The organism is [Clostridium] celerecrescens 18A (assembly GCF_002797975.1).
GTDB lineage: Bacteria > Bacillota > Clostridia > Lachnospirales > Lachnospiraceae > Lacrimispora > Lacrimispora celerecrescens.
Window position 1 is genome coordinate 514,227 of the sequence record NZ_PGET01000001.1, and the last position, 14,567, is coordinate 528,793.

The window sequence follows — 14,567 nt, forward strand, 5'->3', positions numbered from 1 at the left end:
ATAAAGCGGGCCCGGAATACCGAGGCCCGCTCTTATCATTAACATCTTTTTGTCTTTCCCCAGTTGTCCTTTAAGTCTTACCAGTAGGCTTCTTTTATTTCTTATATTCACCATTCACGTTCATGTTCGCATTCACATTCACGTTCATTTTCGTATTCATATTCATATTCACGTTCATGCTCACATTCACATTCATGTTCGCGTTCGCATTCACATTCACATTTTGGTTTGCATTCTTGTTTGCATTCGCATTCACATTTTGGCTTGCATTCCCATTTTACTTTGCATTCGCATTTTGATTCGCATTCGCATTTTGGTTTGCATTTACATTTATGCTCACATTCACGTTTTGGTTTGCATTCGCATTCACGTTTTGGTTTGCATTCGCATTCGCGTTTTGGTTTGCATTCGCATTCGCGCTCGCGCTCGCATTCACATTTTGGTTCACAATTCTTACAAATTATTCTACATTTCATAGCTTCGTTTTTCATATACTATGACTCCTTTCATGCTGTTACATTAATAGTATATGGGACAAGCAGGCAAGGTGTGAATTTTGAGAATGGCTTACTTTTATCTCCTGAAGGCAGTCAAATAATGATACGATACTATGAATCGGCGAACCAGTTACCGGTACCCCGCCCATTTATTATTTGCCATAAAGGTATTACCGCGTTTCCATCCAAAACGTCTATTAAAGCAGCACATAAATTGTGTATTGTCCACAGAAATTCGTACTATAATGTATGAACTAAATAGACAAAGTGTGTTAATAGCGGTTTGCCCATGATAATTCAACCAGCCCTGGATAATTTGAGCCCGGGGTGTAGAATTATCCTTAAAAGCCGAGGGGATAAGCCGTGAACCAGTTCGGCTTCAATTGTGTGTACCTTCCGGCGCAGTGTTACAAAATGAGAGCCTTTGTTTGGAGACTTATCCAGGAGCATCGATGATTTTGCGGGAGGGGGATGTGGTTCTTCATCATGAGGGACAGCGAATTAAGATTGGACCAGGATTTGGCCTGCATGCGTTTAAAGGACATTATAGTGGTGAGAAGGTGAATTCCCAGGGGTATACCATTTACTTGAATGAATATGTATCCTTTGTACGTAAGGTGAGGTTGGTGCTGCAGGGAGAATAAGGGGACATTATAGAGCGATTAATGAGTTGTAACGCTGCAGCCAGATTTTTATGCGTGCTGCAGCGCTTTTTGAATGGATGTGATTCCTGTGTTTCTTTATTCTGCTATGATTAAGCGATCTGTTTATTATTTGGGAGTTTAATTGTGAAAATAATATTGCAATGCTTTCATAATATAATCGGAAGCACCGGCTCCATATTTTTTATCAGTGATTTCTCTGACAGTATCATGGGAATAGCTTTCTATTACCATATCCCAGATGCCATCACCCATATCTATCCCTAAATTGTTTTCGCTGGAAAGTTCCACTATTTCGTGAACTGTATCCTGAATTTCTCTGGAAGCAGCATCTTTTGTTAAATCAGAAGTTAAATTCACGTATAAATCATTGCTTTTCTGCAAAATTTCATCTTTATTTTTGGCGAGTTCTTTTGATTGTTCCATTAAATCCGAAAAATGTTCCAGATTGTATTTCATGGCTTCTGTGTATTTTTCAATACTTCCAAATTGTTTAATGGCAAGTTTCGCTACGTTGGATTCATCATCTTTTATTTTTTGTATAAGCTGATCGAAGTTTTCAATGCTGCCCCAATGTTTTATAACATCGTCTGCTTTTTGATTTTTGAATTGCTCCAATGCCTCGATATATTCACTTAGGTCAAATTCTTTAAAGCTCATGCACGGTTCTCCTTTTTCTAATCGTTCCAGAAGCTCAATAAGTTTATTGATCCGATCACGTTTTAAACAAAGTAACTTCTTTTGTTTCCTAAATGCTTCAATTTTATCAAATTCTGGTTTTTGCAGTATTTCATTAATTTCTTTCAGTTTAAAATCCAGTTCTTTAAAAAATAATATTTGCTGAAGCTTTTGCAAGACTTCATCGCTGTACAGGCGATAACCGGATGGTGTTAATTCACTTGGTTTTAAAAGACCAATTTCATCATAGTATTGCAGCGTGCGTGTGCTGATACCTGTTAATTCAGCAACCTGGCTTATAGTTTTCATGTTTATCAGCCCCTTTATCTTGTATAATTGGAGAACAATACAGATATTTGCCGGCAAAAATTCTGTTTCGTTCCATGACTAGATGGTACACTATTACGTTACGTGGTAGTCAAGGCTTTTCTGTATATTTTATTGCATTATTATTTTCGGGATATAGTTTAACTTCATCAATAAAGATTCTTTTAGTAATTTCAGTTAAATCATCACATTTATATTGTAAAAACGGTCATTGGTATAGTAAAGTAGAATTTGCAACCGACAGTTGACAAATGATACAGCGCACTTGGTGGTTGTCAACCGCTAAAAACACTATAATGCAGACAGTCACATATCATCAGGTGAACGCAGATATTTATTACAGGACATTTGGAGATGGAATGACATAAATAAATTTTGAAAGGATGGTGCATTGTGATATTAGCAGAAAAAATTATTGCATTGCGTAAGAAGGCCGGATGGTCGCAGGAGGAGCTGGCTTACCAGATGGGCGTATCGAGGCAGTCAGTTTCTAAGTGGGAGTCCGGAACTTCGATTCCTGATTTAGAACGAATTTTAAAACTTAGTCAGGCATTTGATGTCAGTACGGATTATTTATTAAAGGAAGAGATGGAGGCAGATCCGGTATCTATTGCCATGGAAACTGATCGCGATGAGGTCCAGAAGACAGTTACCCTTGAAATAGCCAATCATTTTATGGATATCAAGATCCGCGGGGCGAAAAAGGCGGCCTTTAGTATTGCGGCTTATGTTCTGTCTCCGGTTATGCTGATTTTTCTGGGAGGATTATCAGAATTAAAAGATGCAAATATCAGTGAAAATATGGCAGGAGGATTGGGAGTGGCCATATTGCTGATGATTGTCGGAATTGTCACAGTATTTTTAGTAATGAATGGAATGAAAATGGAATCCTACCAATATTTGGAGAAAGAAATCTTTCGCCTGGAATATGGAGTAGAGGGGATCGTACGAAAAAGGATGGCAGAATATGAAGGAACCTATAGAATCTTTAATGTGGCAGGTATTTTTCTATGTATTATCTGCGCTTTGCCATTGATGACAGCGGTTGCGTTAAGCAGCTCTGACTTTGTCTATGTTATGTGCGTAGTCTTCCTGTTGATCATAGTAGCCTGTGCTGTATTTTTATTCGTAATAGCAGGAGAGAAAAAAGGCTGTTTCCAGATGCTGCTGCAAGAGGGGGATTATACAGTAGAGAAAAAACTGGAAAAGAAGCGGACAGAATACCTGCATGTGATCTATTGGAGTACCATTACCGCAGTATATCTCGGTATCAGCTTTTATACGGGAAATTGGAGCCGGACATGGATTATCTGGCCTTGCGCAGGAGTTATGTATGCGGCGGTGCAGGCGTCAGCTGCAGCACTGAAAGGTAAGAAAATGCCGCATTAAGCGAGTGATATTTGTTTTACGAAAATCAGCAGCCGACATCTTGCGTGTTAAATATCAAAAACAACAATTATAAACCCAGACCCTTCTTCTTCCAAAGATAGGGTCTGGGTTTTTATAATCATTATTATCGTGAGAAAAGCGTGATATAGTTACGCATTATGGCATACCGTCCTTCAGGGGTCAGTTTCACCAGGCCACCGGATAGCTGAACGCAGTCCTCCCGTTCCAGGGATTTAATGATTTTCGAAGTAAATTCTCCAGTCCAGTGTAAATGCGTCTTTATGGTATCAATACCTGCTTCCGCGTTTTCTTCCGTACTGTTTTCGTGATTGGAAAGGTGAAATAACAGCGTCGCTTTAGCAAATTCCAGTTTCTGATTCCTTCGCCTGAGAAGTGAACGGACCAGTCCCCTGTGAGGCGCAAAAACAAACACAAGGAAGAAGACTAAACCGGTAACCACAGCCATGGTTCCTGCTATGGACACATCCAGCATGGCCGCCGCCTGATACCCCAGGATTCCATTAACTGCTCCAATGATCCCGCTTAAAATCAGCATTCGTTTGAGATCGTCTGTCAGCAGATAAGCCGTCACCGGGGGGCCGATCATAAAGGCTACCACCAGCACAGATCCTACCGCCTGAAATGCTCCGACTGTGGTAAGAGATACCAGCGTCATCAGTCCATAATGCACCAGGGCAGGGGAAAAGCCAAGTACGGCGGCCAGCATAGGATCAAAGGTTGCTATCTTTAGTTCTTTGAAGAAAATGATAATTACAGCCAGATTGATCAGCAGCAGAATCCCTGTTGTGTAAATCGCCTTTGCACCCATATCCACGCCGCCTATGATCATGCGGTCAAAAGGAGCAAAAGCCAGCTCTCCCAATAGTACCGAATCAGTATCCAGGTGAACCGAGCCGGCATAACGGGTAATCAGGATAATGGCTATGGAAAAGAGCAAGGGAAACACCACGCCGATGGCAGCGTCTTCCGCCAGCAGCCGTGTCCGGCTTAGAAGCTCCGTGAGCCAAACGGTCACAACCCCCATCAGTGCGGCTCCCACAATCAGCAAAGGTGTAGAAAGATCGTGGGTGCTGAAAAAAGCGAGTACAATTCCTAATAGAATCGTATGGGTAATGGAATCCGACATCATTGACATTTTCCGAAGTACCAGAAACGTTCCGGGGAGAGCGCAGGCCACAGCAACAATAACGGCTATGATTTGAATTTCAAATTGTGGTGCCATCCGGCACACCTCCTTCCAGCTTATATAAAACCCTGTTTTTTCTGCGTTGATATACCCTGTGCAGAACACCGCGTCCCGGGGCAAACAAAACACTGATGATCACGATGGCACTAACAAAAACCACAATAGCCGGGCCAGTCGGCAGCTTTGGTACGAGAGAGCTTGCAGCCGTTCCTGCAATACCGGACGCCGCTCCGAAAAGCGCTGAAAGGGTTACCATGACCCACAGCTTATTGGTCCACTGGCGTGCGGCAACTGCAGGGGTAATCAGCATGGCGCTCATGAGAATAACACCCACCGTCTGCAAACCGATAATGATTGCCAGTACAATCATAAATGACAGCAGAAGATTCAGTTTCTTTGTGGAAAAGCCAAGGCTCTGGGCAAAGTCGCTGTCAAAAGTGAAAAGCTTAAATTCTTTCCAGAACAGCAGCACCAGTGTCAATAATATAAGGCCGCAAATTACCATCAGAATGATATCCCGCTGTAAAAGCGTGGACGCCTGGCCGAAGATAAATCGTTTCAGCCCGGCCTGATTGGAGTTTGGAATCTTCTGTACGTAAGTGAGCAGCACCAGGCCCAATCCAAAGAATACGGACATCACCAGAGCCAGCGCGCTGTCAAATTTTACGCGGGTATGCCTTACAATACTGACAATTAACAGTGTTGCCAGCAAACCGGAAAAAAGGGCACCCATCAGCAGAACCTCTGTATTTTTACTGCCAGAAAGAACAAAGGCCATCACCACACCGGGGAGGGCGGAATGAGATACCCCGTCACCCAGCAGGCTTTGCCTGCGAAGCACTGCAAAGCTGCCGAGTACCCCGCTGATCAGTCCTAAGAGGGCGGAACCCAGAGCCACAGTCTGGAATGTATAGTCGGAAAGTAACGAAATAATACTGCTTAACATCACATCACACCCCTTAGAAGCGTACCGGAGCTTTGGTAGGTCTTTTTTAAATTGTCTTCATGGAATACTTCCTCCACAGGTCCGCAGGCAACCACCCGCAAATTAATCAGGGTAACCCAGTCGAAGTAATCAGGTACCGTCTGCAGATCGTGATGGACGACCACCACGGTTTTATTCTGCTCCTTCAGTTCTTTTAACAGTGCTACGATCGCCCGTTCCGTCTGAGCGTCTACCCCCTTGAAGGGTTCATCCATAAAGTAGACCTCTGCTTCCTGTGCCAGGGCGCGGGCCAGGAAAACCCGCTGCTGCTGGCCGCCGGAGAGCTGACTGATCTGTCGGGAAGCATACTCCTGCATGCCTACCTTTGCCAGCATTTGTTTTGCCAGCTCCACATCCGGTTTACCGGGACGACGGATCCAGCCTAACTTGCCGTAACAGCCCATCAGCACTACATCCTGCACCGTGGCCGGGAAATCCCAGTCCACACTGCCGCTTTGAGGTACATAGCCGATGCGGTTCTTTAAGGTACGTATATCATCATTTCCGCCAAGAAACCGGACGGCTCCGGTGACTGGCTTTAAGAGTCCGAGCATAGCTTTGATTAAGGTCGTTTTACCGGCTCCGTTTGGACCGACCACCGCCATCAGTTTTCCCTTTGGGATTTTTAAGTCAATATCCCAAAGGACAGGTTTGGCGTCATAGGCTACGGTTAAATCCTCTACCTCCACTGCATAGTCTTGTTGTCTTTCCATATGATTCCCTCCTTTCACTTTAAGGCATCTACAATCGTGTTAATATTAGCTTTTACGGTCAGGATATAAGTGTTGGCTCCTGACTGGGCATCGCCCAGGGAGTCGGAATAAAGCTCCCCTCCGATGGAAACATCAAAGCCCTTCGCTTTTACCGCAGCCTGCAGCGCTTCAATAGTTTTCGGCGGCACGGAAGATTCTACAAAAATTGCCTTTATCTGCCGTTCCACAATGAAATTGGCCAGATCACTTACATCGGCGGTACCTGCTTCCGCATCGGTGCTGATGCCCTGCAGACCCCGCACCTCAAAGTCATAGGCTTTGCCAAAGTATTGAAACGCATCGTGAGCGGTCACCAGAACGCGCTGTTTTTCCGGCAGCTCATCAGCCCGGCCGCGAATGTACGTATCCGTCTCATCAAGCTCTTTTAAGTAAGCGTCCAGATTTGCATCATAGTCCGCCTTTCCAGTGGGATCGGCGTCTGTTAATCCTTTTGCAACGGTTTTAGCCGCATCCTTCCATAGGGAAACATCGAACCAGATATGAGGATCGTGGATGGAGTTGTCATCCTCCCATGCCAGAAGCCTGGATTCGTCTAAGCCCTTTTCAATACAGATGACTGCCGATCCCTGGTTTGACAGGCTTTCAAATATTTCCCCCATTTTTCCTTCTAGATGCAGGCCGTTATACACTACCACATCCGCTTTCTGCATCAGGGAGACATCTCCGGCACTGGCCTGATACAGATGCGGGTCAATTCCTGGCCCCATCAGACCGTTAACCGTAACCCGTTCTCCGCCGATGGATGAAACCAGATCAGCCAGCATGGTGGTGGTAGCAACTATATTTAATTTATCTTTTGATGAGTCTGCGTTTGCTGCCGGAGCAGAACAGCCCGTAAGCAATAAGGTGAAACTCAGGATCGTACTAAGAATGCCCTTCATTTTTTGATTCATGAGAAACCTCCTAAAAATATATTTGATGTTATACCCCCTATGTCTCGTCAACATAGATTTGACAGGCGGCCTTATAACTGATTTGGACACGTCTTCCTTCCAGGTCGAGGGTCAGCGGCCCTTCGTATGCAGCAGCTTCTATAATGCGGACAGAGCATCCAATGGTGATTCCGCTTTCCTGCAGATAGTCTAACAGTTCCTTTTCTTCCTTTACACGCCGGATATGGGAAGCCGCACCCATAGGAAGCAGGTTCAAGGTCAGCAGCGGAGCGTGATCGATTTGACCGTCAGGATGGGGAATTGCGCTGCCGTGGGGGCAATAGGCCGGGTAATTCAGAAATTTATCCAGACGGGCGGTCAGCCGTGACGGGGTGATATGCTCAAGCAGTTCCGCGTCTTCATGCGCCTCACTCCACGAGTAGCCAAGATGGCGCATCAGGAAGACCTCCCAGAGCCGGTGACCCCGCACCAGCGAAATTGCAACCTGAATTCCCTCAGGCGTCAGGCATGAACCTTTGTAAGGCTCATAATGGATTAACCCCTCCCGCTTCAGCTTACCAAGCATCTCCGTCACAGAAGCGGGGGCGATCTGCAAAGTTTCAGCAATCTGCTTATTGCTTACCAGCTCTTCCATACCGCCGAGCTTATAAATAGCTTTTAAATAATCTTCTTTGTTTGGTGTCATTTTATCTTCCTCCGTTTTAGATATATAAGCCCCGCCATCTGCGTGGGTAATGTAATTGTTTTAAGAGTAAAAGGTCTTTTATACCGCTAGTATTTTCACAATTCCCCCAATCAGCAGGATAAGGGCGGTTACTATTAAAGTAGGTATTTTGCTGCGGAAGAGCTGTTTAGTATAAGTATCCATAAATTTCCTCCTGTTGTGTTATCGTGTTTTTAATTTTAGGCACGCCTAAACTTTATTATATTATATGCCTAAACATCTGGAAATGCAAGTGGTTTACACATAAAATCAAGCATTTCATGATTCAGGTCTGTTAGGGGAGGGAAATAACGTTTCCCTTGGCTAATTTATGAGACCTAAGCAGAAAGTGTTACGAATACACTATATAAAGTTAAAAAAACAGAGGATGAATTAATGAGCCAACTTCCGCCTCAGGAGTTCCGTACCGTCCGGGGTTATGAACTGAAAAAACAAAACGAGAGCAGACTCACACCTGCTCTTGAGGATTATCTTGAAATGACGTACCGATTATGCATGGAAGAAAGCTGCACTCGCATTAACAGACTTTCTGGTCTGCTCCACGTCCGCCCATCGTCTGCGTCAAAGATGGTAGCCAAGCTTGTCCAGCTTGGTTATCTGAGATACGATAGCCTTGAAAATATCCTGCTGACTGATGAGGGAAAGTTAACCGGCAATTATCTGCTGGAACGTCATAATGTTTTGGAACGTTTTTTTACCATGCTTAAAAGTCCGCGCCCTTTGGAAGAAGCAGAATTGGTTGAACACATGCTGGGGGATTTGACTATATTGGAGATAAAGGTGCTGATGGAGTTTTTTATCCAAAACCCGGATATAGGAAAACAGTTTGAGAATTTTAGGAATATGGTTAACTGTACTAAAGAATAAATGTTCTGAAGGATTGCAGCAACGCTTGTTAGTTCCTATTATTGCCTATGGTAATCGGAATATCATAACGCTGTTCTTACATAAATTAAGCAGGCTTTCTGCCTGCCCGGAAGGCAGAAAAACCACATGCCCTTTCGAATTCCGGGCATGTGGTTGGGTTGTAAGGTACTCTGATTGACAAATAATGGAGACCACCTCATACAACCGGCACGTTTTCATTACCGTTTGCCGGCCGCATGGGCTTTCGTGTGGCTGTTACTCTTTGCGAGCAGCCTTTTATAAGTTGCATCCACGCCGATTGCCCCAACTGGAGCAGTGATCAAGATCGCTAAAACAGCAACCGTCAAAATCGTATTGCCGGCCGCTACACCTGCCGCCAAAGGAAGCCCCCCGATAGCGGCCTGTACAGTTGCTTTCGGTAAATAGGCAATGGCACAAAACAGGCGCTCTTTTGCACTTATTGGGGTTTTGGCAAGGCAGAAAAACACGCCGCATATTCGGATCAGCAGGGCAATAAAGATAAGGGCGACAGCCGCAAATCCGGCCGTTGCTGCATAGCTGATATCCACTGTTGCGCCAACCAATATAAACAGCATCAATTCCGCAGCCACCCAGATTTTTGAGAATTTGCCTGACAGGCGCTTGGCTAAAATATCATACTTTTTCAGGATGGTACCGCCTAAAGCCATGACAGCAAGCAAGCCCGACATGGGCACATACGCTTTAATGGCTGTTTCAAGAGAAACCAATAGGAACGCAGTGCTTAATATAATCAAAATCTTGACGGTATCCCGCATGTGGATGTTTTGAAACAGCTTCACCAAAACAAGACCCAGTAAAATACCGACCAGCAAGCCTGTCATAATGGAGACAGGTATTTTTATAAGGCTTATGGCATTAAAGCTGCTTCCCTCGTACATACCCATAAATGATGTAAAAAGGACTATGACATAAATGTCGTCAACAGATGCTCCGGCCATGATAAGCTGCGGAATGCTCTTTTCCCTGCCATAGCCATGTTCCATCAGCTTTAACATTTTAGGTACGATAACTGCCGGGGAGACCGCACCGAGCACCGTTCCCATAATAGCTGCTTCCAAATGAGAAATGGGGAAGAACATAGGTGCAAAAATAGTAGTGGCGGCTATTTCAAAACTTGCCGGAATGAAGCACATAAGGATTGCCGGACGGCCGACCTTCTTTAAATCCTTAATATCCAGCGCGAGCCCTGCCCTTGTAAGGATCACGATCAGGGCAATTTGTCTCAAATCTGCAGAAACATTCAACAGTTCCGGCGCGATTAAATTCAGCGCATACGGCCCCAAGACAATGCCGGTGAGAAGCATGCCTAAAAGGCCGGGGAGTTTTAGTTTCTGCATGGTTCCGCTTAATATCATGCCGCAAAGAACCATCATTGCAAGACTGAAAAGCATATATATCCTCCTTTGTGCAGAAATGCAAAAAAGCTGACACTTCTGCAATGAAATTATTGCAGAAGTCATCAGCTTAATAAGCGGTTCGGCTATAATCAGCACGGGGAGAACTTCATTCCCTTGAGCTATTATAACGGAAACGGGTGAAAATTTCAAGGTATAAATCATAATTCTTAAAATCCGTAAAATCCTCTTCCCCATATCTTATTAGAATACAAAGTATCGCATCAGATAATCTTATCAAGATCCAAATCACTAATCCCTGTTTAAAAACTGTTCATTATACATCTTCTGCGCATGATCCAATGCTACTTTTGGGGATTGAACATTGCTGTAAGCATTTTTCACCGCCATACCGATAATACTCAAAAAACGGCGCTCATCGAATGGAAAACCGGACAACTCAGGCACCCGCCGTCCTCTGGCCATTACAAAACAGTCCTTTGCAAAATTTAACCACGGATAAGAATTGACAATTTCATAATTTTCATAAGATTTCTTACAGGGAGATACGCTCCCCAGCAATGTTTCGGCGGAAGCGATTGTTTCACTGCATATCCAGCGGATAAAGGACAATGCCTCATTGGACCGGCGGCTGTATTTTGAAACGCCGAGAGTTCCGCCGCCAATGACTGGGTTGCCGCCAGGAACCAGAGCATAGCCGATGTTTCCCACAACCTTAGAAGTTGAACTGAGCAGATCAGAGGCATAGTTGCTGTACAGCAGGGTCATTGCAATGTTTCCGCCGGCAAAAGAGGTGGCGGTATTGGTCCACCAGGAATTATACTTTGGACTGGAATAATTGCGGATCTCCACAAGCTGTTCCAATGCCCGGACTGCAGCCGGGGAATTCAGGGCCACATTGTAGTGTTCGTCATACAGATTGTCCTGATAACTGAAAAAGCGGGCTAAAAATTCAGAGCCTGCAACTCCGGTGGAACCAAGGGTGAGAGTGGCCCCATAATCCACAGGGGATGCCGGGTTTAAGGATTTTGTAAAAAACGCGGCAATCCGGTTGAACTTATCAAAAGTGTCCGGCGGAAGCAGTTCTTCCCGGTATTTTTCAAAGTACGTGCGGCGGTAAATAGGGTCATTGAACAAATCTTTTCTGTAAAACAGAAGCTGCATACTTGGGGAGGTGGGCAATGCATAAACATGTCCGTTGATCATTGAAAACGGTTCAATGGTGCCGTCTATAAATTCATTGAGACATTGGGCGACCGAAGGATCAATTCCATCAAGTGGCTGTAAAATTTTTTCTGCAAACCAGGATAACCAGGTCACATCCAAACGCAGGATATCGAATACGGAGTCCTTTGACATGTTTGTAAAAGCTTCATAGATTTCATCGTAGGAATAAATGGTAATATTGACCGGTATCCCTGTTTTTTGTGTATATAGGCGGGAAAGGCTGCGAAGGGTGTAAGCGCTGGGGGTGTCAAGGGTCAGGATGTTTAAAGGCGATTTGTTATCGCTGTAGATGATGTTTGAAAACCAATCACGGAAACCTGAATTTTCAAGAATTCTTTTCTCCGGATATTTACCTGAAAGATCATTTTCAATAAGGGTTTCTGCAGCGATTTTTCCCAACTGGCGGTAATTCAGTTCGTATTTATCAAAGTCCTTTTCAGGTAAGGTAAATACAGGAGAAACGGTGTGTATATTTAAGCTGAGCTCCGGATAAAAGGTATTATGTATATCTTTTACAGATTCAGCAAAACCGTAATTGGATATAAAAATGGCCTGGGGCGTGGAATCGTGGAAGATCTGCATAACGTTCTGCAGTTTCCTGTATGAGTCCGTTTGTATGTGGGACACGGAACAGGAGGAGTTCTTCATCGTGTCCATAAAGCCGTCATAAAATGCGAGCTCATTGGACAGACGAAGACTGCCGGTCAAAATACAGATATTTGTATATATCTTTTCCAAAGCCTTCTTTGCTAATTCTTTTCCGGCCTGTCCATAATTGAATCCAATATATTTACAGGATATATCAGGATCCCGCTCAATGAAAATGATATTTTCCCGGATCTTTTTCTTTCCATCCAGGTAAGGAATATAGTCTGACTGGGAGGTAAAGGAAGTAAATGATGCAATTCCGGCAGGCATAAGGGAACGAATGTCCTGTAAGGCATTGATCTCAGCATCCGGCTGATCGTCATTGGTGAGATACTGGCATACGGAATAATTATGATTTTCGGCATACGCCTTAAAACTCATAAAAAAATCAAGGTATTGTTTGGAACGCAGGTTTGGGAGAATAACGGCCAATAAATCGGAGCGTCCCTTGCGCAGTAATTTGGCTCTTTCATTGGGGATATATCCAAGTGAGGCAGCGGCATCCATTACCTGTTTTATTTTCTCGCTGCTGACGTTGCCTTTTTCGTTTAGAACATTTGAAACAGTTCCCTGGGCAACACCGGCGGCCCTGGCAATATCTTTAATAGTAACCATAAAATACCTCCATAATTTACCAAAAACAAATGATTATCTATAGTATAACATATATAACATAAAATAAAACCTCTTTTTAAATGTGAAAAACAAACATTAAAACGTATTAATATTTGAAAATATTGTATGAAGTACATAAAAATAATATTGACACGTTTCAATCACTGTGATAAACTACCCATGTAAACATCAATTGTTGAATTTAAGGAGGGGTTGTTTTGAAAAAAATGAGACATTTATCTGCGATCACATTGGCAATGGTCATGGCTGCAGCAGGAGTATTAACTGGCTGCGGCGGCAATTCAACAGGTGCAACAAAGGCAGAGCAAACGGAAACAAAAGCCGAGTCAGCCTCGGCGGATACAGATTCTGCAAAGGCAGAGACTCAGGGAAATACGGGGGATGCATTGCGCCTGACTTTCTACTATCCGGTCAACGTAGGCGGATCAGCAGCACAGCTTATTGAGAAAATCTGCACGGATTTTAACCTGGAGAATCCAGATATTGTTGTTGAACCGGTTTATACAGGAAACTATGACGACACCGTTACAAAAATCCAGACGGCCGTACAGGGAGGAACTCCGCCGGATGTGTTTGTAAGCCTGGCGACCCAGAGATTTACCATGTCATCTACAGGTATGGCTATGCCGCTGGATGATTTTATTGCAGCTGACGGAGAAGAAGGAAAATCATTCATCGCAGACTTTCTTCCCGGATTTATGGAAGACTCCTATGTAGATGGAAAGATTTATTCCATTCCCTTCCAGAGAAGTACGGAGATCCTCTATTATAACAAAGACTTGTTTAAGGAAGCCGGACTTGATCCGGAGAAGCCGCCCAGAACCTGGGAGGAGCTGGCGGATTATGCGGTGAAGCTGACAAACGGCGACCATTATGGCGTTGGCATCGCTTTGAATTCCGGCTCTGCCCAGTGGACGTTTACAGGATTTGCATTACAGAACAGCAAAGACGGTAAAAACCTCATGAGTGAGGATGGAAAGACCGTTTACTTTAATACCCCTGAGAATGTAGAGGCCCTTCAGTTCTGGCTGGATCTCCAGAATAAATACAAATGCATGGCAGAAGGAATCGTACAATGGACCGACCTGCCCACACAGTTCCTGGCCGGAGAAGTGGCTATGATCTATCATACCACCGGAAATATGGCCAATATCAACAGCAACGCCAAGTTTGAGTTCGGTACGGCATTCCTGCCGGGACATGCACGGGATGCGGCGCCCACAGGCGGCGGAAACTTCTATATCTCAAACGGTATTGCAAAGGAGCGTGCGGATGCAGCTTGGAAATTCATTAAATTTGCTACTTCTACGGAAAGAGCTGCCCAGTGGAGCCTGGATACGGGTTATGTAGCAACCAGACAGTCTTGCTATGATACGGATCTGATGAAAGATTATTACGCAAAGGTTCCTCAGGCTTCCATCGCTTATGAGCAGCTTCCCTATGCAAAACCGGAGCTGACGACTTATAATGCGGCTGAAATATGGAGAATTTTAAACGATAACATCCAGGCGGCGGTAGTGGGAGATATGACATCACAGGAAGCTCTCGATCAGGCCCAGGAGGAAGCAGAGGAAGTTTTAGCAGATTTTCAATAGTATAGGAAACCGAAAGGGGATTGCAGCTTGCAAACCCCTTTCTTTAAAGAAGGGTGACGGAT

General features: G+C 44.3%; 12 protein-coding genes and 1 riboswitch. Of the genes, 4 read left to right on the forward strand and 8 right to left on the reverse strand.

Going from position 1 to position 14,567, the window contains the following annotated elements:
- Positions 1-949 precede the first annotated feature (949 nt).
- Positions 950-1,141: a hypothetical protein gene (locus H171_RS02415; protein WP_100303721.1), complete on the forward strand. Its 192-nt coding sequence runs from the start codon at positions 950-952 to the stop codon at positions 1,139-1,141.
- A 138-nt stretch (positions 1,142-1,279) separates the two neighbouring features.
- Here H171_RS02415 and H171_RS02420 read toward each other — a convergent pair whose 3' ends face one another.
- Positions 1,280-2,146, reverse strand: a complete 867-nt coding sequence (locus H171_RS02420; RefSeq protein WP_100303722.1) for a MerR family transcriptional regulator — start codon at positions 2,144-2,146, stop codon at positions 1,280-1,282.
- A gap of 411 nt (positions 2,147-2,557) precedes the next feature.
- On the opposite strand from H171_RS02420, the gene H171_RS02425 reads away from it, so the two are divergent.
- On the forward strand, positions 2,558-3,553 hold the full coding sequence (locus H171_RS02425; protein ID WP_157803096.1) for a helix-turn-helix domain-containing protein: 996 nt from the start codon (positions 2,558-2,560) through the stop codon (positions 3,551-3,553).
- A 124-nt stretch (positions 3,554-3,677) separates the two neighbouring features.
- Here the strand turns inward: H171_RS02425 and H171_RS02430 are convergent, their stop codons facing one another.
- The 5 genes from H171_RS02430 to H171_RS02450 are packed head-to-tail and all read right to left on the reverse strand — an operon-like array spanning position 3,678 to position 8,096.
- Positions 3,678-4,796: a metal ABC transporter permease gene (locus H171_RS02430; protein WP_100303724.1), complete on the reverse strand. Its 1,119-nt coding sequence runs from the start codon at positions 4,794-4,796 to the stop codon at positions 3,678-3,680.
- Positions 4,780-5,706, reverse strand: a complete 927-nt coding sequence (locus H171_RS02435) for a metal ABC transporter permease (protein WP_100303725.1) — start codon at positions 5,704-5,706, stop codon at positions 4,780-4,782. The genes H171_RS02430 and H171_RS02435 overlap by 17 nt, the downstream gene beginning before the upstream one ends.
- The gene (locus tag H171_RS02440) at positions 5,706-6,458 is read right to left on the reverse strand and encodes a metal ABC transporter ATP-binding protein (protein WP_100303726.1); all 753 of its coding nucleotides are present in this window, start codon (positions 6,456-6,458) and stop codon (positions 5,706-5,708) included. The genes H171_RS02435 and H171_RS02440 overlap by 1 nt, the downstream gene beginning before the upstream one ends.
- A 14-nt stretch (positions 6,459-6,472) precedes the next feature.
- Positions 6,473-7,411 (reverse strand): metal ABC transporter solute-binding protein, Zn/Mn family, encoded by a 939-nt coding sequence (locus tag H171_RS02445; protein ID WP_100303727.1) that lies wholly within the window; start codon positions 7,409-7,411, stop codon positions 6,473-6,475.
- A 37-nt stretch (positions 7,412-7,448) separates the two neighbouring features.
- Positions 7,449-8,096: a metal-dependent transcriptional regulator gene (locus H171_RS02450; protein ID WP_038280061.1), complete on the reverse strand. Its 648-nt coding sequence runs from the start codon at positions 8,094-8,096 to the stop codon at positions 7,449-7,451.
- 414 nt (positions 8,097-8,510) lie between these two features.
- Here H171_RS02450 and H171_RS02455 point away from each other — a divergent pair, with 414 nt between their 5' ends.
- Positions 8,511-9,002, forward strand: coding sequence for a metal-dependent transcriptional regulator (locus tag H171_RS02455; RefSeq protein ID WP_100303728.1), 492 nt, complete (start codon positions 8,511-8,513; stop codon positions 9,000-9,002).
- A gap of 218 nt (positions 9,003-9,220) precedes the next feature.
- Here H171_RS02455 and H171_RS02460 read toward each other — a convergent pair whose 3' ends face one another.
- A complete protein-coding gene (locus H171_RS02460) occupies positions 9,221-10,435 on the reverse strand; it encodes a cation:proton antiporter (protein ID WP_100303729.1) in 1,215 nt (404 codons plus the stop codon).
- 52 nt (positions 10,436-10,487) lie between these two features.
- Positions 10,488-10,564, reverse strand: a riboswitch (Fluoride riboswitch).
- 126 nt (positions 10,565-10,690) lie between these two features.
- Positions 10,691-12,889: an extracellular solute-binding protein gene (locus tag H171_RS02465; RefSeq protein ID WP_100303730.1), complete on the reverse strand. Its 2,199-nt coding sequence runs from the start codon at positions 12,887-12,889 to the stop codon at positions 10,691-10,693.
- A 227-nt stretch (positions 12,890-13,116) separates the two neighbouring features.
- On the opposite strand from H171_RS02465, the gene H171_RS02470 reads away from it, so the two are divergent.
- Positions 13,117-14,505, forward strand: coding sequence for an ABC transporter substrate-binding protein (locus tag H171_RS02470; RefSeq protein WP_166433661.1), 1,389 nt, complete (start codon positions 13,117-13,119; stop codon positions 14,503-14,505).
- Positions 14,506-14,567: the final 62 nt, after the last annotated feature.